Source organism: Cupriavidus basilensis, assembly GCF_008801925.2.
GTDB classification, from domain to species: Bacteria; Pseudomonadota; Gammaproteobacteria; order Burkholderiales; family Burkholderiaceae; genus Cupriavidus; species Cupriavidus basilensis.
The window spans coordinates 3,445,180-3,466,163 of record NZ_CP062803.1 but is presented as its reverse complement, the minus strand read 5'-3'; the positions used below and the strand labels follow the sequence as shown (position 1 = coordinate 3,466,163).

16 protein-coding genes are annotated in these 20,984 nt (G+C 63.5%); 10 read left to right on the top strand and 6 right to left on the bottom strand.

What is annotated here, in order from left to right; translation table 11 throughout:
* Nucleotides 1-78 precede the first annotated feature (78 nt).
* The 6 genes from F7R26_RS15935 to F7R26_RS15910 are packed head-to-tail and all read left to right on the top strand — an operon-like array spanning nucleotide 79 to nucleotide 6,557.
* Nucleotides 79-1,155: a glycosyltransferase family 4 protein gene (locus tag F7R26_RS15935; protein WP_150984031.1), complete on the top strand. Its 1,077-nt coding sequence runs from the start codon at nucleotides 79-81 to the stop codon at nucleotides 1,153-1,155.
* A complete protein-coding gene (locus F7R26_RS15930) occupies nucleotides 1,152-2,315 on the top strand; it encodes a glycosyltransferase (protein WP_150984032.1) in 1,164 nt (387 codons plus the stop codon). Before F7R26_RS15935 ends, F7R26_RS15930 begins: the two co-directional genes overlap by 4 nt.
* Nucleotides 2,316-2,338: 23 nt before the next feature.
* A complete protein-coding gene (locus F7R26_RS15925; RefSeq protein WP_170301742.1) occupies nucleotides 2,339-3,133 on the top strand; it encodes a glycosyltransferase family 2 protein in 795 nt (264 codons plus the stop codon).
* The gene (locus F7R26_RS15920; RefSeq protein ID WP_150984034.1) at nucleotides 3,124-4,362 is read left to right on the top strand and encodes an MATE family efflux transporter; all 1,239 of its coding nucleotides are present in this window, start codon (nucleotides 3,124-3,126) and stop codon (nucleotides 4,360-4,362) included. Before F7R26_RS15925 ends, F7R26_RS15920 begins: the two co-directional genes overlap by 10 nt.
* A complete protein-coding gene (wzy, locus tag F7R26_RS15915) occupies nucleotides 4,355-5,704 on the top strand; it encodes an O-antigen polysaccharide polymerase Wzy (RefSeq protein ID WP_150984035.1) in 1,350 nt (449 codons plus the stop codon). Before F7R26_RS15920 ends, wzy begins: the two co-directional genes overlap by 8 nt.
* Nucleotides 5,685-6,557, top strand: coding sequence for a glycosyltransferase family 2 protein (locus tag F7R26_RS15910; RefSeq protein ID WP_150984036.1), 873 nt, complete (start codon nucleotides 5,685-5,687; stop codon nucleotides 6,555-6,557). Before wzy ends, F7R26_RS15910 begins: the two co-directional genes overlap by 20 nt.
* 390 nt (nucleotides 6,558-6,947) lie before the next feature.
* Here the strand turns inward: F7R26_RS15910 and F7R26_RS15905 are convergent, their stop codons facing one another.
* The 5 genes from F7R26_RS15905 to F7R26_RS15885 form a co-directional block, all read right to left on the bottom strand.
* Nucleotides 6,948-8,696, bottom strand: a complete 1,749-nt coding sequence (locus F7R26_RS15905) for a TRAP transporter large permease (protein WP_150984037.1) — start codon at nucleotides 8,694-8,696, stop codon at nucleotides 6,948-6,950.
* A complete protein-coding gene (locus F7R26_RS15900) occupies nucleotides 8,693-9,235 on the bottom strand; it encodes a TRAP transporter small permease subunit (protein WP_150984038.1) in 543 nt (180 codons plus the stop codon). Before F7R26_RS15900 ends, F7R26_RS15905 begins: the two co-directional genes overlap by 4 nt.
* A 214-nt stretch (nucleotides 9,236-9,449) precedes the next feature.
* Nucleotides 9,450-10,859, bottom strand: coding sequence for an argininosuccinate lyase (gene argH / locus F7R26_RS15895; protein ID WP_150984039.1), 1,410 nt, complete (start codon nucleotides 10,857-10,859; stop codon nucleotides 9,450-9,452).
* Between the two features lie 136 nt (nucleotides 10,860-10,995).
* Nucleotides 10,996-11,739: an anti-sigma factor gene (locus tag F7R26_RS15890; protein ID WP_150984040.1), complete on the bottom strand. Its 744-nt coding sequence runs from the start codon at nucleotides 11,737-11,739 to the stop codon at nucleotides 10,996-10,998.
* Nucleotides 11,736-12,257 carry a sigma-70 family RNA polymerase sigma factor gene (locus tag F7R26_RS15885; protein ID WP_150984216.1) on the bottom strand — a complete coding sequence of 174 codons (522 nt, stop codon included), beginning with the start codon at nucleotides 12,255-12,257 and terminating at the stop codon, nucleotides 11,736-11,738. Before F7R26_RS15885 ends, F7R26_RS15890 begins: the two co-directional genes overlap by 4 nt.
* Nucleotides 12,258-12,535: 278 nt before the next feature.
* Here F7R26_RS15885 and F7R26_RS15880 point away from each other — a divergent pair, with 278 nt between their 5' ends.
* Nucleotides 12,536-13,171: a ferritin-like domain-containing protein gene (locus F7R26_RS15880; protein ID WP_150984041.1), complete on the top strand. Its 636-nt coding sequence runs from the start codon at nucleotides 12,536-12,538 to the stop codon at nucleotides 13,169-13,171.
* A gap of 181 nt (nucleotides 13,172-13,352) precedes the next feature.
* On the opposite strand, the gene ppc is transcribed toward F7R26_RS15880, so the two are convergent.
* The gene (gene ppc, locus F7R26_RS15875; protein WP_150984042.1) at nucleotides 13,353-16,367 is read right to left on the bottom strand and encodes a phosphoenolpyruvate carboxylase; all 3,015 of its coding nucleotides are present in this window, start codon (nucleotides 16,365-16,367) and stop codon (nucleotides 13,353-13,355) included.
* A 79-nt stretch (nucleotides 16,368-16,446) separates the two neighbouring features.
* Between ppc and hemC the strand changes: the two genes are divergently transcribed.
* Genes hemC through F7R26_RS15860 form a run of 3 tightly spaced genes read left to right on the top strand, consistent with a single transcriptional unit; the run spans nucleotide 16,447 to nucleotide 20,811 of the window.
* Nucleotides 16,447-17,448, top strand: coding sequence for a hydroxymethylbilane synthase (gene hemC / locus F7R26_RS15870; RefSeq protein WP_150984043.1), 1,002 nt, complete (start codon nucleotides 16,447-16,449; stop codon nucleotides 17,446-17,448).
* Between the two features lie 9 nt (nucleotides 17,449-17,457).
* Nucleotides 17,458-19,617: a fused uroporphyrinogen-III synthase HemD/membrane protein HemX gene (gene hemDX / locus F7R26_RS15865; RefSeq protein ID WP_150984044.1), complete on the top strand. Its 2,160-nt coding sequence runs from the start codon at nucleotides 17,458-17,460 to the stop codon at nucleotides 19,615-19,617.
* A 3-nt stretch (nucleotides 19,618-19,620) separates the two neighbouring features.
* Nucleotides 19,621-20,811: a heme biosynthesis protein HemY gene (locus tag F7R26_RS15860; protein WP_150984045.1), complete on the top strand. Its 1,191-nt coding sequence runs from the start codon at nucleotides 19,621-19,623 to the stop codon at nucleotides 20,809-20,811.
* Nucleotides 20,812-20,984 lie beyond the last annotated feature (173 nt).

Here is a 20,984-nt window from a genome sequence, read left to right as displayed (position 1 = left end):
GCGTGCCGGCACTTGAAGCCCAACGTCGTGGGCGCCTGTTGTCCTGAAAATAGCACTGTCTCCGACTCCTGATTATCAATGCACTCTTCCGTCCCGAGCGCCACGTTGTCCCTACCTGTGTATCTTGTTTCTCGCAATGGTGTGCGAAACACGGGTGGTGTCGAGCGTGTCGTTCATCTCACGATGGATGACCTCATGCGGCATGGAAACGAGGTGACATTAGTGGATGAGATCCGGGTCGTGCCCAGCTTCTTGCGGGGTGGCCGGCTAGGCCAGTTCGTGTTTCCGATGCTTGCTTGCTTGTGGCTATGGCTTAAGCGAATGTCGGGGAATCGGTTTGTCACGATTTCAAATTCGTCGTTTACCCCGTTCTATCCGTCGGACCTTCTTATAGTGCATGGCTCGGCGGCCGGATATATAAGAGCATTATCCGGTCTTCGAAAGCGATTTGTCGGCATGAGGCTTCTCTCGGTTTTTGAGGGATTGTCGATGCGTACTGCCCGTTGCGTAGTTTGCGTGTCGGAGGATATTCGGGAATTGTGCATTAAACTGCATGGAATCCCACCGGAAAAGTGTGTTGTCGTGCATAATGGGATTAATGCCTCGATATTCAATCCGAAACCGAAATTCACCGGCGATACAGTCCGTATAGGATTCGCAGGCCGACTCGAATATGGCAAGGGTTTGCCATATCTGATTGAGGTGGCGCAATGGGTTGCAGCGCAATCTGAGGTTTCCCTTGTGATAGCAACAATCAGCGAGATACCCGAAGCACTGCAGGGGCTACCCAATGTATCGATTATGCGCGGAGTTTCTCCTGACGATATGGCAGCGTTTTACGATAAGATTGATATTTTCATCTTGCCTTCATTGTTCGAGGGTTTCGAGCTGGTCACCCTCGAGGCGTTGGCCTCCGGTGTCAGCGTACTTGGCACGGAGGTGGGCGCGTGCAAGGTCTTCATCAAGAGTGGTGTGCCGTGGGTGCGCAAGCTGCCTGCCAGCGCTGCAGAGTTCGCGACTGTCGGGACGGCGTTGTTCGACACATTGCGACACAGCAGCGATCCTGACGCAATGAAGGCATTTATCGCCGAATTTTTTTCCACTCAGCGCTTCTGTGCCCAGATCCGCGCGCTTGCTCTGTGCCGAACCCCGTGAAAGTTCTTCTCGTGTCACCTAACGGCCTGCAGGAGCTCTCCGGCGGCGGGCTTTACCTGCGATCCATCGCGCAGTCCCTGTGCAATTCACCCACAATCACGGAGTTGACGATCCTTAGCAAGGACGTTGGCCGGCGGGATGCATTCGATGTTTCTGGCAAATGCAGGGCGGTTTATTTGCGCAAAAACGCCTGGCGGGATGTCCTTGCACGAGTGGCCTTGTGCCCAACTTATTTGCGGACTTACCAGTCGAATATTGCTGCATATGCGACGAACGCCGATGTCGTTATGTTCCACAATTCGCGCTGTGGCGGATTGATGCGGCATGTACGCCGCAAAGTGCCGGACAGCACCTATGCGATCCTAAGCGACAACGTTGAAGCCGAGCTGAAGCGCCAGCACGTTGAGACGAATATGTTACGTAAGGTAACTAGCAGTCTCGAGACGTGGATTATCCGCCGCACTGAAGCATTGGCGCCGACAGCCGATCTTATGACATTCATCACTGCAGCGGATCGGACACTTTTTACCGAAGTTTATGGTGCGCCGCGTCGTGATGGGGTTCTTCCGATTGCGCTTTCGCGCGGCGATATCGGGGCCGCAAGCGATGCCATTGAACGGGGTGCCCCAGCAATAGTGCTGTTTACGGCTCACTTTGGCTTTGCGCCGAATAAGAAGGCCTTGGAGAACTTTGCCGAGGTAGCGCGCAGGTTTCGACTGACCAGTCCGCTCCACGTTGAGTTTGTGGTGGCTGGTGCCAAAGCCGCCGAGGCCGCCGCGGGCTACCCGGACATCCGCGTCGTCGACAGCCCCAGCCCAGACCTCATGGCGGCAACATTAGCTTCGGCATCTGCTTATCTCGCGCCCGTCGATTGGGGTAGTGGCATGAAGACCAAGGTCGCCGAGGCGATGTCATATGGGCTGCCAGTAATTTGCATGCCCAATGCGGCGGTTGGCTACGAGGCAGTCTTATCGGACCCAAGATTCCGGGATACCGTTCGTGTGGTCGATGACATTTCGTCGATGGTCGAGGTTCTTCACAATTTCTTACAGACCCCGGACTTGAGGCCCTCCCGCGAGAAGGTGCTTGACGCATTCGATACGCTATACTCTTACGCATCTCAAACGCGACGACTGGAAAATTTATTGTTAGCGCGATGATTACATCAAGTCCGAAGAAACTCGTGAGTATCGTCACGCCTGTTTACAATGATGGCAGGTATATTTCCGCCTGCGCGAACTCGGTTTTGCTGCAGAGTCTCCCGGATTTCGAGTGGCTATTAATAGATGATGGCTCGGATATCGAAACGGCTACGATCCTGGCGGATCTGGCTGCTTCGGATTCGCGAATAAGTATCCTGACAAACCCGGTAAGCCGTGGGCCCGCATTCGCTCGGAATGTCGGCGTTGCGGCCGCGCAGGGCGATTTTATCGCCTTCCTAGATGCGGATGATATATGGGATTCAGGAAAGCTCGAGCGGCAGACAGCATTCATGCTGGAAAATAATCTCGATTTTAGTTATCACGATTATATTTCGTTCGAGGACGGTGGTGGAAGCCCGATAGCGAGGGTTTGCGGTCCTGACCGCCTTACCCTTTTTTCCCACAATGCCAGGCGCGGTGTGGGATGCTTGGCGGTGATGCTGAGGCGCCATATCGCGAAGGACGGTCTGTTTCCTAGCATGCCGTCAGGACTGGTTGCCGAGGATTTCGCCGCCTGGGCGATTCTCGTAAAAACCGGCTACAAGGGATGGCGGCTGCCAGAAACCCTTGCCTGGTATCGCGTGCGTAAGCGCTCATTCTCGTCCAACAAGCTCCGATCCGTACGATCGGTCTGGTTCATCATGAGAACACTGGAGGGGTTCAGCAAGGCGACTTCCGCCTTCTTCCTTGCTAGTTTCGCGTGCACTACGATTACCAGTCGTATTTTTTCGCGCCTCTCAGGCCCACGCCTCCTTTCGGCGCCTCCATGGTATTGAACGCTGTTTTTTCTGGTGTGGGCGTTCTCGTCAAATTACTGTCAGGCCTTGCCACCAACAAGATTCTCTCCGTCCAGCTAGGGCCTGCCGCATTCGGCATCTGGGGGAACATCTTCAGTATCAGTTCGCTCTATTCGACCTTTTCCAATGGAGGAATCGGACAGGGCCTAGTGGCCAAACTATCGGCTGAGGGGCCAGAGGCAGGGCAATCGCGTGACCGCTGGCTGACCGGTGGCCTAATCTATGCCATTGGCTTGCCGTTCCTGATATGTGGCTTCCACGCGGTGTTTCGCGATCTGGGTATTGTGAATGGCGCACAACTCCTGAGTCCGGCCGCGGCATTGATGATTGCGCTGTGCGCCGGTTTAACATTGCACGTGCAGGCGGTCGCCTTATCCCTTGGGAATACGGGCGCCAACGCGTTGGTCGTGGGCTTGAGCGGGCCCGCGGCTTTGCTGGCGTACTGGCTGATTGTCCGCCCAGGTTCCCCGGAAAGCGCCATTCTGGCCCTTATGACTGGCGGCGCAATGACGTTAGGCATGTGGTTGCTCGCGGCAAGACTGGCGGGCATGCGCTGGCACGCTGGCGTGCAGATGCCAAAGGCGAACTGGACGGCGGTCAGAACGCTTGCTCCGTATGTCGCCATCGCGTTAGCTCCCGCGCTGGTCGGGACGAGCGCAGTGATCGCTGTACGCGCTACGATTTCGGCCCAGCTGGGGCCGGAAGCGGCGGGCCTATGGCAAGGGCTGTTTCGCATCTCCGATGCCGTCATGGCAATGACGCAGGCGGTGGTTGCTTACGTGCTGCTACCTGAAGTCTTTCGCAGCAGTTCGCCGCGAGAGGCGCTGAAGGGGCGTCTGCCGGGCTATGCGATCATGGTTGCGGTGGGGCTTGTCGTGGGCATGCTGATTGTCCTGCTGGCGTCCGATGTGATCGTGAAGCTGCTCTATTCCGAACAGTTCATGGCCATATCGAAGCTAATGTGGATTGAGTTGGCGGGGGATGCCTTGAAGGCCTTGGCCATGCCTTTAATCGCATTTTTTATCTATGAGCGGAAGTTGCGATTCTCCTGGGCTCTGGAGTTGGTATTTTCGATTTCATTTGTGCTTGGTACACATTTCTTGATCGGTGCTACGGGACTGGCAGGTGCGGCGATTGCTTATGTCGTGGCAAATCTGATTCTCTTGGTCGTCGCTTCGACAATTTTTTTTGGTACACGGAATGCGTAGTATCGCTTTGCCGGCGATTGCCGTGCTGATCCTCGCGAATCTTGTCTCTGGATCGTTCGGGGTGCTCAGCGTTCAGGCGCCAATCACCGGCCTGACTTTCGCCGTTTGTCTGGCGTTGACAAGCGTGGCCGCGCCCACTCGGACCAATCCTGCTAGTCTGCTCTGCCTGACCACGGGTATGTTCTTGCTTGGTCGTTTTATTATCACGACTATCTTTGGCTGGGCGGATTACCGGTATGGCGATTGGTTTCTGATGGGTCCGATGGACCTCACGCTGGTAGCCAAGGCGCTCGCCGCCATTTCACTTTTCCTGTGCGGCATCACGCTGGCTGTTGGCCAACTGGGCCAGTTGGACGCGCGCGAGGATCCGGCGCTGGGACGCATAGCGCTGCGCGTTGGTATTGTCCTGATGCCATTTGCTCTCTATCGCCTCCACATCAACTTGGCGACCTGGAGCAGTGGCGACTATCTCAGCCTTTATAAGACTGGTGGCCCCGGCGGGATTCCGTACGCAATCGGAAGCTGGATGATCCTATGCGTCTTCGTATACATAGCATCCCGCCCCAAATGGAAGCCGGCCCTGCTTGCCTATGTCTTTGGGGTGATGCTGTGCTTGCTGGACACACTCAAGGGTGCACGCGGCATACCAATGGCTCAGATCATTGGACTCACATGGCTCTTCGTGACCAGCCAGGGGTTCAAATTCTCAGTATGGAAGGCGCTGCTGGCGGGCATTGCGCTCGCGATCTTCGGTGAGTACCTGGGGCGGGCGCGAGTAGGTGTAGCGGGTTCAGGGTCATTCTTCGCGAACCTGCCAGATACGCTGATGGGATTTGTTTACGGACAAGGCGTTTCCCTGATTTTCATCGTTTCGACGCTGAAGAATCTCGCGTCCTTTGTTATACCCATTGATGGCTTGCGTTCCACGTTCGCTCTGTTTATCGACGGCTACGACCGGCTCTTCCAGCATTTGCCGATTGGCCAGAACCTGGACTTCGCGCACCATACGGCGAGCCTGGCGCACCGGGTGTCTTTCATTGTCGATGCTGAGATGTACCTCGACGGCAAGGGAATGGGTGGTTCGGCAGTGGCTGAAGCCATGCTTTACTCCCCGCTTTTTGGTCCGCTGTTCGCTGGCGTGTTCACCGGGCTGGTCCTGAAATGTCTGTTCAGGCTGGGCACCAAATCCCCGGTCGGACTCTTCATCTTCGCAAGTGTATTCCCGTTTTTGCTATTGGTGCCACGAGAGACGCAGCTCTTCTTTTTCGTGCCACTGGTAAAGGCGGCGCTCTTTGCTGTTGTCTGCGTGTTAGCGAGACGTTATGTCATACAGTCAAAATAAGGTCACGGTGGTCGTCCCCACCTACAAGCGTGCGCATTTGCTCCATACGACGATCCCATCGTATCTGCAGCCGGAAGTGGAACAGTTGATTCTGGTGGATGATTGTTCGCCCGATGATACGGGAGCCGTCGCGCAACAACTCATCCAGAAATATCCGCAGATCCAGTACATCCGCAATGCTGTCAACAGTAAGCAGACGGCTTCCAAGAATCGAGGCAAGGCGTTGGCACGCACGGAGTATCTCTACTTCGGCGATGACGATTCGATGTTGAGCGAGGGGGCGATCGGTTTGCTACTCCAGACCGCAAAAGAGCACGCGGCGGATATCGTGGGTGCCTCGGCTCTGTATCTTCGTGACAATGAGGATGACTTTTCCGGCGTGATGGGCAGGCGCAAGTTGATCAGGAATGCCAACGACATCGCTGACCTTAGCAGGCTACAGTTTGATTTCTCGGCCGTCACCGATATGCCCATGGAGCTGCCTGTTTGTCACGCATCATTCCTGATTCGCGCCGAAGCCGCACAGTCAGTCGATTTTGATACCCGCTATATCGGGAATTGCTATCGCGAGGAAACCGATTATCTTGTCCGCTGCCGAGCGGCAGGAATGAAGGTTCTCTATGACTCGCGTGCGGTGCAGATTAACTTGCCGCCGTCAAAAGCAACCGGTGGCGCGCGAGGACGGGGGCGACTGTCCTATGAAAGCTATGCGCTCTATAACACGATGCGCTTTGCGCTCAAGAACCGAAAGGCGCTGAAGCGAATTGACCCGCGCTGCCACCCCGCCAGGATGATGGTGAGCTATATCGGGGGCCGGGTGCATGCTGTCATGCTCCGTATGAAAGGCGCCTGACCGGACGAAGGCAGTGTGAGGTAGCCTGACTGTAGTGGACACACCTGATTCTTCGATAATGATCTGGTCAGGAGGTGTCAGAGATGAATAGTGGCGGGTAGGCCTACTCGGAGGAGTTCCTGGCGGAAGCGGTAAAGCTGGACCGCCTGTTCGACCTACTCATACGGCAAATGTTCACTGAGCCAGAAAAGTCGGCGGCTTGCTGAGCTTCCAGCAGATAGTTGAGGTGTGCAGATAACATTGCGCTGCAAGCGCTAACACTGCGGCGCGGGGTTTGCAGCCGCGTTCACGGCCGCAATGGAAAATGCCGTTCGGTTCTTAACCGAACGGCATTACAGCCGAGATGGCCCTTTCTGATTCCGTAGTGACCGCTGCAGGCTGGCGTTCCTGCTACTTTTTCTTGTCGAACTCGAACTGCGGCGTGGCAGGTTCGCTGTCCGCAGGCGCCGACGGCAACTCCAGCGTGCCAGGCTCGCTACGGCCGCCCGGCACAGGCGCCGGCACCGAGGCCGCACCGCCCGGGCTCTCGCCCCCCAGCGGAATCGTGACCTCCGCCGCATTGCTGTGGTGCAACGACCCCTTGTCCAGGAACATCGTCACCAGGCCCGGCCAGAACATCACCAGCACGACCATGATCATCTGCAGGCCGACCCAGGGCAGCGCGCCCCAGTAGATGTCGGAGCTCTTCACTTCCTTGGGCGCGATGCCGCGCAGGTAGAACAGCGCGAAGCCGAAGGGCGGGTGCATGAAGGAGGTCTGCATGTTCACGCACAGCATCACGCCGAACCACACCAGCGCCGCGGTGGCCGCCGCTTCCGGGTTGCCGCCCATCGAATCGGCGACGACCGGGGCCAGCACCTTGACCGCGACCGGCGCCAGCATCGGCACCACGATGAACGCGATCTCGAAGAAGTCCAGGAAGAAGGCGAGGAAGAAGATGAACAGGTTGACCACCAGCAGGAAGCCGATCCAGCCGCCCGGCAGCGAGGTGAACATGTGCTCCACCCAGGCGCCGCCATCCACGCCCTGGAACACCACCGAGAAGCAGGTGGAGCCGATCAGGATGAACACCACCATGGCGGTGATGCGCGCCGTGGACTGGTAAGCCTCGATGATCAGCCCGCGCAGCGCGGTCAGTTGCCCGGCACGCAGCAGCAGCCACGTGATCACGAGGTAGACCACCGCCAGCGGAATGCGGAAGGCGTGCGAGCCGAACGCGACGGTGCCGGCGATGATGGCCACGCCCGTGGCGGCAAGGCCGGTACGATAGATACTGCGGTCGAGCTTGCCGAAGCCGGGGTCGCGCAGCACCGCCAGCACCAGCGCGCCGACCGCGCCCATGGCGCCGGATTCGGTCGGCGTGGCGATGCCCAGCATGATCGTGCCCAGCACCAGGAAGATCAGCACCGCGCAGGGAATGATGCCGCGCAGGCATTTGCGCCACAGCGCCCAGCCGCGCAGCGTGCGTTCCTCCACCGGCACCGGCGGCAGCCAGTCAGGCTTGACGCGTGTCAGCACGAAGGTATAGAGCGCGAACAGCGCGATCTGGATCACCGACGGGCCCCAGGCGCCCAGGTACATGCTGCCCACGTCGGCGCTGCCCATCGGCGTCTTGAGCTGGTCGGCCAGCACCACCAGCACCAGCGACGGCGGCACCAGTTGCGTGATGGTGCCCGACGCCGCCAGCACGCCGGTGGCGTACTTCATGTTGTAGCGGTAGCGCATCATCACCGGCAACGAGATCATCGCCATGGCGATCACCTGCGCCGCCACGGTGCCCGTGATGGCGCCGAGGATGAAGCCCACGATGATGACCGAGTAGCCCAGGCCGCCGCGCACCGGGCCGAACAACTGGCCCATGGAGTCCAGCATGTCCTCGGCCAGCCCGCACTTCTCCAGTATCGCCCCCATGAAGGTGAAGAACGGGATGGCAAGCAGCAACTCGTTGGCCAGCACGCTGCCGAACACGCGGCTGGGCACCGCCTGCAGGAAACTGACCGGGAAATAGCCAAACTGAATGGCCAGGATGCCGAAGGCAAGACCCACCGCCGACAGCGAAAATGCGACCGGGAATCCGATCAGCATGAATACCACCAGGCCGCCGAACATCAGCGGCGGCATATATTCCAATGGAATCATTGCACCGGCCTCTCGTATTTCGATTCGATGCGCACGAGGCCCTTGAGGGCGGCGATGCGCTTGATCAGCTCGGACACGCCCTGCAAGGCAAGCAGGACAAAGCCGAGGGGCACCACCAGCTTGATCGGGTAACGCGGCAGGCCGCCGGAATTACCGGATTGCTCGAGGATGCGCCACGAGGGCAGGAACAGCGATTCCCACGACAGCCATGCAAACAGCACGCACGAAGGCAGCAGGAAGAAGATGATCCCGAAGATGTCGATCCAGTGTTGCGCACGCTCCGATACGTTGCCGTAGATCAGGTCCACGCGCACATGTTCATTACGCTGGAAGGTGTAGGAGGCGCCGAACATCACCGCGATGGCGAACATATACCACTGCAGCTCGAGCGGCCAGTTGTCGCTGAGGTTGAAGCCGTAACGCAGCAGGGCGTTGCCTGCGCTGATCAGGCACGACAGCAGGATCATGATGTTTGCAAGCCTGCCCGTGTGCTGATTCAACCTGTCGATCTGTCGTGACAGACCAAGCAAGTAATACATGGGTTGTCTCCCCTGTTTTTGCGGCGATTAGTTTATCTGTAACAAAATGCTTCGGCGCTTGGGGCTAATACCTACCGCTTCGCGCAAAAATCAAAAACGCCGTGAGGCAATAAAAAAAGCCGCCAGGGGCCTGCCCCGGCGGCTTTTTTTCAAAACAAAACTTACGTGAAACTTACATCGGCACGCTGCGCCGCATTGAATCCGCAGCTTGCGATTAAAGCGTGGCGCGCGCTGCGGCAATGGCCGCGCGTACCTGCGCCGGCGCGGTGCCGCCGATGTGGTTACGCGCCGCGACCGAGCCTTCCAGCGTCAGCACCGCGTGCACGTCATCGCCGATCAGCGCGGCCTTGTCGCCCAGGCCGGTGACTTCGCGCAGCTCGGCCACGGTCAGGTCGGCCAGGTCGCAGCGGCGGTCGTCGCAGGCGCGCACAGCGTGGGCCACGGCTTCGTGGGCATCGCGGAAGGGCAGGCCGTGCTTGACCAGGTAGTCGGCCAGGTCGGTGGCGGTGGCGTAGCCTTGCAGCGCGGCGGCGCGCATGGCCTCCGGCTTGACCGAGATGCCCGGCACCATGTCGGCGAAGATGCGCAGCGTGTCGGCCACGGTGTCGACCGTGTCGAACAGCGGCTCCTTGTCTTCCTGGTTGTCCTTGTTGTACGCCAGGGGCTGGCCCTTCATCAGGGTCAAGAGTCCGATCAGGTGGCCGTTCACGCGGCCGGTCTTGCCGCGCGCCAGTTCGGGCACGTCCGGGTTCTTCTTCTGCGGCATGATCGAGCTGCCCGTGCAGAAGCGGTCGGCGATGTCGATAAAGCCAACGCGCGGGCTCATCCAGATCACCAGTTCCTCGGAGAAGCGCGAGATGTGGGTCATCACCAGCGCGGCGGCGGCGCAGAACTCGATGGCAAAGTCGCGGTCGGAGACGGCGTCCAGCGAGTTGCGGCACACGCCGTCGAAGCCCAGTTGCTGCGCTACAAACTCACGGTCGATCGGGTAGCTGGTGCCGGCCAGCGCGGCGGCGCCCAGCGGCAGGCGGTTAACGCGGCGGCGGCAGTCGGCCATGCGCTCGGCGTCGCGCGTGAACATTTCCACGTAGGCCAGCAGGTGGTGGCCGAAAGTGACCGGCTGGGCCACCTGCAGGTGGGTGAAGCCCGGCAGGATGGTGTCGGCGTTTTTCTCGGCCAGGTCCAGCAGCGCGCCGCGCAGTGCGCCCAGCAGGCCGATGATGGTGTCGATCTCGCTGCGCAGCCACAGGCGGATATCGGTAGCGACCTGGTCGTTACGCGAGCGGCCGGTGTGCAGGCGCTTGCCGGCGTCGCCGACCAGCGCGGTCAGGCGTGCTTCGATATTCAGGTGGACGTCTTCCAGGTCGAGCTTCCACTCGAAGCCGCCGGCCTCGATCTCGCCACGGATCTGCGTCATGCCGCGCTCGATCTCGGCGCGGTCGGCCTCGGCGATGATTCCCTGCTTGGCCAGCATGGCGGCGTGCGCCAGCGAACCCTGGATGTCGAACAGAGCCAGGCGCTTGTCGAAGAACACCGAAGCGGTGTAGCGCTTCACCAGGTCGGACATCGGTTCGGAGAAGCGGGCGGACCAGGCTTCGCCTTTCTTGGCAAGTTGGGAGGTCATGGGCGGTAAGGCTGGGTTAGCTCGCAAGCCGGCGGCAGGCCGCGCGGCGAACGAGAAAATTCGGGGAAACCGCGATTATATCGCTGCCGGGCCCCACGCAGACGGTAGCGGGTCCGGGAGAGCCTCCCGGACCGCCCTATAAGGTGTTGTCGATCACCTGGCCCTTGAACACCACCGGCCCGGTGGGGCCGTTGGGATCGGGCGAGCCGCCGCGCGGCTCCACGCTGATGGCCAGCGCCGGCACCTTGCCCAGCGCCTGGGCGACCGCCAGGCGCAGCTGGCGCTGGTGCCCGATCACGCCGAGCGACTGTGGCTTGCCACCGGCGGGGAGGGCCCAAAGCTGCAGGGCCTGCGTATCGTTCAGTGGCAGGTGATCCAGGCGGCGCAAGGTCAGCGCTTGCGAACGTGCATCCCAAGTCACAAGCACGGCGGCCTGGGCCCGATCGTCGTTGAGCACGGCCACCGCATTGACCAGCGGAGCAGTGTCCAACTGGCGGGCCATCCGCACGTTGAGGCCGATTGCCACGGCCGCCAGCACGGCGGTCGCCATGGTGGCGCCGCGCCAGAAGCCAGGGGCGGCCCACAGCCGTTGCCACCAGGCTGTGGCCGCGCCGGCTGGGCCGGCGGCCTCGGACGACTTCATGGCTTGCCAGCCCAGCCGTTGTTCGATCCCGCTCCACACCTTATCCACCGGCGCCGAGGCAGGCTGGAGTTCGGCAAGGCCTGACAGCCTGGACTGCCAGTGGCTGATGGCAGCGCGGATCGCGGGTTCCTCGCGGGCGAGCGTCTCCAGCCGGCGGCGCGCGCCCCCGCGCAACACGCCCAGCGCGTACTGCGCGGCAAGGCGGTCGATCAGGTCGGGATGGCGGCTGAGGTTCATGACAGGCTTTCCAGGCACGTGCGCAGGCGCTCCAGGCCGCGCCGTATCCATGACTTGATGGTGCCAAGCGGCACCTGCAATTGTTCGGACAGCTCGCTATGGCTCATGTCCTTCAGGTAGGCCAGCGAGATCGCCTGACGCTGCGGCTGTTCCAGCCGCTGCAGGCACTGGTTCAACGCCCGCGCTTGCTGGCTGGCGAGCGCAAGTTCCGCCGGGCCGGCCGCTTCGTCGGCCAGCCACTCGCCAAGGCTGTCGTCCAGCTCCACGGTCTGGCTGGTGCGGGCAGCTGCCTGGCGGCGCAGGCAATCCAGCGCCCGGTTGCGCACGATGGCTGTCATCCAGGTCATCGGGGCAGCCAGGTGCGGCCGGTAGTCGCCGGCGTGATGCCAGATGCTGACGAAACTCTCTTGCACCACATCCTCCGCCCAGTCGTGCCTGTTGGTTATACGCAGCGCGAGGCCAAACAGTTTCGTTGCGGTCTGATCGTAGAGCTGCCGCAAGGCGTGCCGGTCTCCCATGGCCGCGCCTTGCAGCAACGAGGCAAGCAGGTCGGCGTCGGCCGGCCTGGGGGCAAATGCGGGGTCTGTGGGGGAGGAGGGCACCGGGGGCGGATATCAGCAAGTGACGTTCCCGGATTATAGGCATGGCTTGCGCGCGGCATGCGATGGATCGCTGCATCCGATGGCCAATTGCGCGCGTAGAAGAGACAGGCGCCGCCGTTGCAGCCGCGATGCAAGCCGCATCCGAGCGCATGCGACCCCATGAAGGCGCCATCCCCCCTATACAGGAGAACACCATGGAACGCATGCAGTCGAGCACCGCGCAGCACGAACGCCAGGCCGGCGAGGACACGGACAGCCGCATCCTTGTTGCGCCGGATGCGCGCCGGCGCGGCTTGCTGAAAGTCCCCGGCCTGTTCGCGCTGGGATCACTGGCGGTGATAAGCCTGGGCGAGTCGATGCCAGCATGGGCGCAGGTCCAGTCCGGCAGCACCAAGGACGATATCGCCATTCTCAATGTCGCCCTCGGGCTGGAATACCAGGCCATCGCGGCCTATCAGGTTGGCGCCGAGAGCGGTTTGCTGCAAAAGCCCGTGCTGGAAACCGCAGTCAAGTTCCAGACGCACCACAAGGCACACGCACAGGTGCTGGCGAGCACGGTGTCCAAGATGGGCGGCAGCCCCGTGATGACCAAAAAGCCGGGTGAATACGGCTTCCCGACCGACCAGCTGAAGACCCAGGCCGATGTATTGCGCTTTGCCGCCGGCCTGGAGAAGGGTGCCACCGCGGCCTACCTGGGCGTGCTGCCGAATTTCCACAATCGCGAGCTGACCAAGGCCGCCGGCAGCATCCTGGGTGACGAAGCGATGCATTGGGCCATCCTGCTCTCGGCGCTCGGCGAAGACCCGGTGCCGGGCGCGTTCGTCGGCTAAAAGCCTGGCCGCCAACATCGGATGGCGGGCTGCGCGCCCGGTCTGCCGTTTCTGCCCGGATAGCCGCTATCCTCGGTAGGCGAGCCACACTCTGCGCCGTCCGGCCTGTCGGCCGGACGGGTTCCCCGCCATGGTGCCAGCCACCATGGCGGGTTTTTTGCGCAGTGCGCGCAGCCTCGCCTTAGCCGCTGTTGCGCAGGCCCGCCGCCACCCCGTTGATGGTCAGGTGGATGCCGCGCCGCACGCGGATGTCGTCACCGTCCTTGCCCGAGCGGTAGCGCTTGAGCAATTCCACCTGCAAGTGGTTGAGCGGGTCCAGGTAGGCGAAGCGGTTCTTGATCGAACGGGCCAGCAGCGGGTTGTCGGCCAGGCGCTCATGACGGCCGGTGATCAGCGCCAGCATCTCGCACGTCAGGTGCCACTCGGCGCTGATGCGCGCGAACACCGTCTTGCGCAGCGCGGCGTCTTCGCACAGCTGGGCGTAGCGCGAGGCCACGGCCAGGTCTGTCTTGGCCAGCACCATGTCCATATTGGACAGCAGCGTGGTGAAGAACGGCCAGCTCTTGACCATGCGGCGCAGCGTGGCGACGGCGGCCTTGTGCGCACGCTCGTCCGGCGCTTCGTCCAGCAGCGCCTTGACCGCGCTGCCAAAGCCGTACCAGCCCGGCAGCAGCAGCCGGCACTGCCCCCAGGAAAAGCCCCAGGGAATCGCGCGCAGGTCTTCGATACGGCGCTGCTTCTTGTCCATCAGCTTGCGCGAGGCCGGGCGCGAACCCAGGTTGAGGTCGGCGATCTCGGTGATCGGCGTGGTGGCGAAGAAGTAGTCCTTGAAGCCGGGCGTGTCGTACACCAGGTGACGATACGACGTGAACGCGCGATCCGAGAGCTGCTGCATCACGGCCTCGAACGTCGCCAGGTCCTTCGGCGCGTTCTGCGTCGGCAGCAGCGAGGCTTCCAGCGTGGCGGCGATCACCGTTTCCAGGTTGCGCCGGCCGATCTCGGCGTTGGCGAACTTGCTGTTGATGATCTCGCCCTGCTCGGTCAGGCGGATCTGGCCGTTGACCGTGCCCGGCGGCTGCGACAGGATGGCCTGGTAGGTCGGGCCGCCGCCGCGGCCAACGGTGCCGCCGCGGCCGTGGAACAACCGCAGCTTCACGCGGCGCGCCTCGAACACCTGCACCAGTGCCAGCTCGGCCTTGTACAGCTCCCAGTTGGAGGTGAGGAAGCCGCCGTCCTTGTTGGAGTCGGAGTAGCCCAGCATCACTTCCTGCTCGCCGCCATGCTGGGCGATCACCGAGGCAAAGCCCGGCAGCTCCAGCAGCGATTGCATGATGCCGGCGGCGTTGCGCAAGTCCTCGATGGTCTCGAACAACGGGATCACCATCAGCTCCGGGCGCGCTGGGTTGGCCTTGCTGCCCAGCGTGCCGTGCAGCATGCCGGTTTCCTTCTGCAGCAGCAGCACTTCGACCAGGTCGGACAGCGTCTCGGTGTGCGAGATGATGTAGTTGCGGGCCACGCGTGCGCCGTAGCGGGCGCGCAACTCGCGCGCCATGTTCAGGATGGCCAGCTCGCTGCGGGTCTGCTCGGAATAGGCATGCCAGGGCAGCGTCAACAGGCGCGGCTGGCGCAGCTCGGCCAGCAGCAGTTCCAGCTTGCGGGCTTCCGTCAGGCCGGCATAGTCGGCCTCAACCCCGGCTGCGGCGAACAGTTCCGCGATCACCGCCTGGTGCACGTCGGACACCTGGCGCATGTCGATCGAGGCCAGGTGGAAGCCGAATACGGCGATGGCCTTGGCCAGCGCGTCGATGCGGGTGCGCGCCAGCGCCTCGCCGTGGTGCGCGCGCAGCGAGTCGATCACGACCTGCACGTCGGCGGCAAAGGATTGCGCGTCGGCATAGGGCGCGGAGTTGGCCACCGGGTGGCGCGGCGCGGCCTGCCCGGTGACGGCCTGGCAGGTTGCCGCCAGGCGCGCATAGATGCCGATCAGTGCGCGGCGGTACGGCTCGTCGGCGCGATGCTCGGAGTGGTCGGGCGAGGCATCCGCCAGCGCCAGCAGTTCCGGGCTGGCCTCCACCATCAGGCTCGACATCGACAGTTCGGCGCCCAGCGCGTGGACTTCGTCCAGGTACCACTCCAGGATCAGCGACGATTGCTGGCTTGCGGCGTGTTGCAGCGTGTCGGCGGTGACGTTGGGGTTGCCGTCGCGGTCGCCGCCGATCCAGGAGCCCATCTGGAAGAAGGGCGCGAGCTGGGTTGAGGCTGCCGGCGCAGCCTTGCTCTTGCGCGCGGCGGGAAACACCGCGGCGATGTCTTCTTCCAGCTCGCTCATCAGTTGCGGGATGCCGCGCAGGAAGCAGGTGCGGTAGTAGGACAGCGCATTCTCGATCTCGTCCACCACCATCAGCCGCGTATTGCGCAGCATACGGGTCTGCCACAGCGTGGTGACGCGCGCGCGCAACAGCGCGGTGTTGTGATCGCGCTCACGCGCGGTCATGGGCAGGTCGCGCTCGGCCAGCAGGCGGGCGATCTCGCGCTCGGCGTCGAGAATGCTCTTGCGCTGGACTTCGGTCGGGTGCGCGGTCAGCACCGGCACGATCAGCGCTTCGTCGAAGAACTTGCGCAGTGCCTTTCCGGTCACGCCGGCCGCGTCGATGGCCTGCAGCGCATGCGCCAGGCTGCCCGGCTGCGGCGGCGAGCCGGCCAGCGCGTGCACGCGCCGGCGGCGGTTGTGGTGCTGGTCCTCGGCGATATTGGCCAGGTGCGAGAAATAGCTGAAGGCGCGCACCACCGAGTTGGTCTGGTCGCGCGACAGGCGCTTGAGCAGGCGATCCAGCTCCGCGCCGGCGGCGCGGTCGTTTTCGCGGCGAAAGCGCACGGCGGTCTGGCGGATGGTCTCGACGACCTCGAAGGCGGCTTCGCCTTCTTGCTCACGCACGCAATCGCCCAGCAGCCGGCCCAGGAAGCGGATGTCTTCGCGCAGGGGCACGTCCTTGTCGCTGGCGCGGCGGGCCGGGGTCGCGGCGGGCGCGGCGTCAGGCTTCGCGGCGCTGGCGCGCCTGGTGCGGGTGGTCTTGGCGGATGGGGCAGATGGAGCGGTCGCGGGAATCGAGGCGGAAGCCAAGGCGGTGTCGGGGGCGTCTGCCCGGCTGGCGGTTGGCTTGCGCCGGCCTGCGGGGCGCGCAGCTTGCTGCGTCATGCAATCTCCTGTCGTTTCTTATCTATTGTGTGTTGTCTGTTGGCCCGGAGCGGCTTGGGGTGCGTGCTAACATTCGCGGATGCAAGCATCCGTCTCCCCGTCTTCCTCCAGCGCTGCGCCGCGCAAGCTAGTCATCGCCTCCCGTGAAAGCCGTCTGGCTATGTGGCAGGCCGAGCATGTGCGTGCTGCATTGCAACAATACTATCCCGCGTGCAATGTGTCCATTCTCGGAATGACGACGCGCGGAGATCAGATTCTAGACCGTACCTTGTCCAAGGTTGGCGGCAAGGGCCTGTTCGTCAAGGAACTCGAGATCGCGATGGCCGAAGGCCGCGCCGACCTCGCCGTGCACTCCCTCAAGGATGTGCCGATGGAGTTGCCTGAAGGGTTTGCCCTGACCGCGATCATGGAGCGCGAGGACCCGCGCGACGCGCTGGTCTCCAGCAGATTCGCCTCGCTGGACGACATGCCCGCTGGCACCGTGGTAGGCACCTCCAGCCTGCGCCGCGAAGCCGCATTGCGCACCCGCTACCCCCACCTGGTGATCCAGCCGCTGCGCGGCAACCTGGATACCCGCCTGGCCAAGCTCGACCGCGGCGACTACGGCGCCATCATCCTGGCCGCCGCCGGCCTTAAGCGCCTCGGCCTGGCCGACCGTATCCGTGCCGTGCTGGACCCCGTCAGTTCGCTGCCGGCAGCCGGGCAAGGCGCGCTGGGCATCGAGATCCCGTCAGGCCGTCCCGAACTGGTCGCGTGGCTGGCGCCGCTGAATCATGCGCCCAGCGCGCTGGCCGTGACCGCCGAGCGTGCCGTGTCGCTCATGCTGGGCGGCTCGTGCCAGGTGCCGCTTGCCGCGCATGCGCGCTGGGAGGGCACGCAACTGCATATCGACGCCTTCGTGGCGCTGCCCGACGGCAGCCGCTTCGTGCGGGCCCAGTCCGCGGCCGTGGTGGAAGGCGCTAATGCATCCAGCCAGGCCGAGGCACTTGGCAAGGCCGTTGCCCAGGACCTGTTGGGGCAGGGCGCGGCTGATATTCTCGCGGCGCTGGTGGATCCGGCGTCCCCTCAAGCCCCTGCCTGAGACCGGCCCATGCCCCGCCCGACCGTCGTTGTAACACGACCCGCCGGGCAGTCCCGGCAACTTACCGAGGCCTTGTCGGCCGCCGGCCTGGACGTGCTTGGCTTTCCCCTGCTGGCGATCGGCCCCGTGGCCGACGATGCCCCCTTGCGCGCCGCGCTGGCGCAACTGGCGGACTTCACGCTGGTGGTCTTCGTCAGTCCCAATGCCGTGGCCTTCGCACTCGATGCGCTGGCCCAGGTGCAGGACAAGCCTGCGCCGCAGTGGCCGGCATCCGTAGCGGTAGCCGTGGTTGGCCCCGCCAGCGTGGCTGCGCTGGCCGAGCGCGGGATTGCCGCGCCCGATTACCGCGTGATCGCCCCGGCGGGTTGCACGACCGGCCATGAGGCAGACAACGGCGATGCCGCCAACGGTGGCGACGGCGCCGCGGCGCGCTTCGATTCCGAGGCCCTGTGGCAACAGCTTGAAGCCCAGCTCGGCGCCGGGGCGCTTGCCGGGCGCCAGGTCCTGATCATCCGTGGCAATGGCGGACGCGACTGGCTGGCCGAGCGCCTGCGCGCCGCCGGCGCCGAGGTGCAGGCGGTCGAGGCCTACCAGCGCTCGGTCCCCACGCCCGGCAGCATGCAATGGCAAGCCGTGCGCGATGCGCTCAAGCCCGGTGCGGCACCGCAGGCCTGGCTGCTGACCAGTTCCGAAGCCGTGCGCAATCTCGACGAGATGGCGCGCCAGGCCCTGAGCCCGCAAGAGCTCGCCTGCCTGCGCCAGGTGCAGTGCATCGCGCCCCATGCGAGAATCGCCGAACAGGCCTTGGCCCTCGGGTTTTCGCACCTGCTGCGCGCGGCACCCGGGGACGAAGGCCTGCTGGCGGCTTGCCGCCAGTGGGCGCAGGCGCATGCCGGCCCGCCGGCGCCGATGCCTGTCGCGGCGCCGCCGGCTGCCGCCGCGCCCGTCCCGCTTGCCACGGTGCCGCCACTCCCGGCACCACCGCCAGTCAACCCACCGCCCGCAACGTCAACGAAGGTCGATCGCGTGACGCAAGACAATACCGCTCCTCCCGCTTCCAGCCCGCCTCCGGCGGCTGGCGCCCCGCTGCCCGCGCGCGGCGCACCCCGCGTCAATCCATGGTGGTTGCTGCTGTTCCTGCTGATCCTGGCCATTGGCGGCGGTTTCTGGTGGCTGCAGCAGCGCGTGGACCACCTGACCCAGGAGCTGGCGCGGCGCCAGCAGAGCAACGATGCACTGGTGCAGGAAACCCGGGTGCTCTCGCGTAATGCGCAGGACACAGTCAAGGAGCTGCAGGCCAAGGTCGGCGCGCTGGACGGCCAGGTGGGCGAGGCCCGCGACAAGCAATCCGCGCTGGAGCAGGTCTACCAGGACCTGATGCGCAACCGGGATGACTGGGAGATCGCAGAGATCCAGCAACTGCTCACCAACGCCGGTCAGCAACTCCAGCTGACGGGCAATGTGCAGGTAGCACTGGCCGCGCTGCAAAGCGCCGACACGCGCCTCGCACGGACCGACAAGCCGCAGTACAACCTGCTGCGCCGCGCCATCGCGCGCGACGTGGCGCGCATGAAGGCCGTGCCGGATACGGACCTGACCGGCGCCGCCATCAAGCTCGACGAAGCCATCAACCAGATCGATACGCTGCCGTTGCTGTCGAGCGAGCGCATGCTCGAGCGCAGTGAAGCGGATGCGCGCAAGACGGACGGGAAGACGGAGGCTGTCGATAAGCCCGCCAAGCCCGCCGGCGCCAAGGCTGGCAAGAATGCCGCCAAGGACGAGTCAGTGCCGGCCGGCAACGCGATCGGCAACTGGTTTGGCCGCCTGTGGGGCAGTGTGCGTGACGAACTGATGCAAGTCATCCGCATCCGCCGCGTGGATGATGCCCAGGCACTGCTGCTGACCGGCGACCAGGGCTGGTTCCTGCGCGAGAACGTCAAGCTGCGGCTGCTCAATGCGCGCCTGGCGCTGCTGTCGCGCAACGAGCCGGTGTTCCGCAATGACCTGGCGGCCGCGCAAGCCATGATCGGACGCTATTGCGACACCAAGTCGCGCCGCGTGCAGGCCGTGCTGACCCTGCTCAAGCAGGCCCAGGCCGGCGCCGTGACGGTGCAATTGCCCACCATGGCGGAAAGCCTCGGCGCGCTGCAAGCGCTCAAGAAGGAGTAGCGCATGCGGCTTCTTTTCTGGGTAGCTATCCTGTTTGGCGGTGCCGTCGGGCTCGCGTTGTTCACGCAATTCAACCAGAGCAACCTGGTTCTGTTCTACCCGCCTTACCGGGTTGAACTGTCGCTGAACCTGGCGCTGGCCCTGCTGTTGCTGGCGTTCTTCGTGGTCTGGACCATCCTCAGCACCGCGCGCCATCTGTCCGAGATGCCGGCGCGTGCGGCAGCCTACCGCGAGCGCAGCCGCATGAACCGTGCGCAAGCGGCTCTGCGCGAGTCCATCGAGAACCTGTTCGCCGGCCGCTTTGCCCGTGCCGAGCGTACCGCGCGCGAGGCCCAGGCCTGGCCCGAGCAGGCCCAGACGGCGGCCCTGATCGGCGCCCGCGCGGCGCACCGCATGCAGGAAACCGAGCGGCGCGACGCGTGGATGGCGCAGGTGACCGATCCTGAGCGTGAGCAGGCCCGGCTGGTGTCGATGGCCGAGTTGCTGGTCGACGCGCGCGATGCCGAAGGCGCGCTGGAGACCATCGCGCAGCTGCAGGCCCAGGGGGCGCGCCAGATTCATGTGCAGCGCATCGCGCTGCGTGCCCACCAGCACCTGAAGAACTGGACAGAAGTCCTGCGCCTGGCGCGCTCGCTGGAAAAGCGCAACGCCCTGCATCCTGTGCTGGCGCTGCGCCTCAAGCAACTGGCCTGCGAAGCCCTGCTGGAGGAGCGCCGCCACGACGTGCAGGGCCTGCAGGATTTCTGGCGTTCGTTGTCCACCGACGAACGCCGCGCGGCCCGCATTGCCGAGCCTGCTGCGCGCTATTTCGCGGCACTGGGCCGTCAGGATGAAGCGCGCAAGATCGTGGAGGACGCGCTCAAGGTCAACTGGGATAGCCGGCTGGTCTTGCGCTATGCCGAATGCGCGGAGCCAGGACGTGCGCTGCCGCAGATTCAGCAGGCCGAGAAATGGCTGACGCAGCATCCGGCGGATGCGGATCTCTACTTCACGCTAGGCGTGTTGTGCCTGGGCGAGAAGCTGTGGGGCAAGGCGCAGTCCAGCTTTGAGCGGGCATTGAAGTATGCGGATGCTGACCTGCAGCGCAGGCTGCGGGTTCGGGCGCATCTGGCGTTGGCTAAGATGTTTGAGGAGACCGAGCGGCCTGAGGAGGCGCAGCGGCATTATCGGGAGAGTGCGATTTTGGCGGCTTGAGGGGGTGGGTTGGGGTTGATGTCAACTGCAAAATTAGCTTCGACGTCAAGGGATTATCCGCAACTTCAACTGCAGTTTCACCGCCCCTGCGGGGCGGCGACCTACTTTCTTGTCTTGCCAAGAAAGTAGGCAAAGAAGGCGCGCCGGATGGGGCGACTACCCCCTCGGGCTTC

Excerpts from the sequence above, each read along its gene's own strand:
- F7R26_RS15890 (WP_150984040.1), bottom strand. The coding sequence starts at position 11,739 with ATGAACCTCAGCCGCCATCCCGACCTGATCGACCGCCTTGCCGCGCAG.
- F7R26_RS15860 (WP_150984045.1), top strand. The coding sequence starts at position 19,621 with ATGCGGCTTCTTTTCTGGGTAGCTATCCTGTTTGGCGGTGCCGTCGGG.
- argH (WP_150984039.1), bottom strand. The coding sequence starts at position 10,859 with ATGACCTCCCAACTTGCCAAGAAAGGCGAAGCCTGGTCCGCCCGCTTC.
- F7R26_RS15900 (WP_150984038.1), bottom strand. The coding sequence starts at position 9,235 with ATGTATTACTTGCTTGGTCTGTCACGACAGATCGACAGGTTGAATCAG.
- F7R26_RS15885 (WP_150984216.1), bottom strand. The coding sequence starts at position 12,257 with ATGGGAGACCGGCACGCCTTGCGGCAGCTCTACGATCAGACCGCAACG.
- hemC (WP_150984043.1), top strand. The coding sequence starts at position 16,447 with ATGCAAGCATCCGTCTCCCCGTCTTCCTCCAGCGCTGCGCCGCGCAAG.
- ppc (WP_150984042.1), bottom strand. The coding sequence starts at position 16,367 with ATGACGCAGCAAGCTGCGCGCCCCGCAGGCCGGCGCAAGCCAACCGCC.
- F7R26_RS15935 (WP_150984031.1), top strand. The coding sequence starts at position 79 with ATGCACTCTTCCGTCCCGAGCGCCACGTTGTCCCTACCTGTGTATCTT.
- F7R26_RS15905 (WP_150984037.1), bottom strand. The coding sequence starts at position 8,696 with ATGATTCCATTGGAATATATGCCGCCGCTGATGTTCGGCGGCCTGGTG.
- wzy (WP_150984035.1), top strand. The coding sequence starts at position 4,355 with ATGCGTAGTATCGCTTTGCCGGCGATTGCCGTGCTGATCCTCGCGAAT.
- F7R26_RS15880 (WP_150984041.1), top strand. The coding sequence starts at position 12,536 with ATGGAACGCATGCAGTCGAGCACCGCGCAGCACGAACGCCAGGCCGGC.
- F7R26_RS15920 (WP_150984034.1), top strand. The coding sequence starts at position 3,124 with ATGGTATTGAACGCTGTTTTTTCTGGTGTGGGCGTTCTCGTCAAATTA.
- hemDX (WP_150984044.1), top strand. The coding sequence starts at position 17,458 with ATGCCCCGCCCGACCGTCGTTGTAACACGACCCGCCGGGCAGTCCCGG.
- F7R26_RS15910 (WP_150984036.1), top strand. The coding sequence starts at position 5,685 with ATGTCATACAGTCAAAATAAGGTCACGGTGGTCGTCCCCACCTACAAG.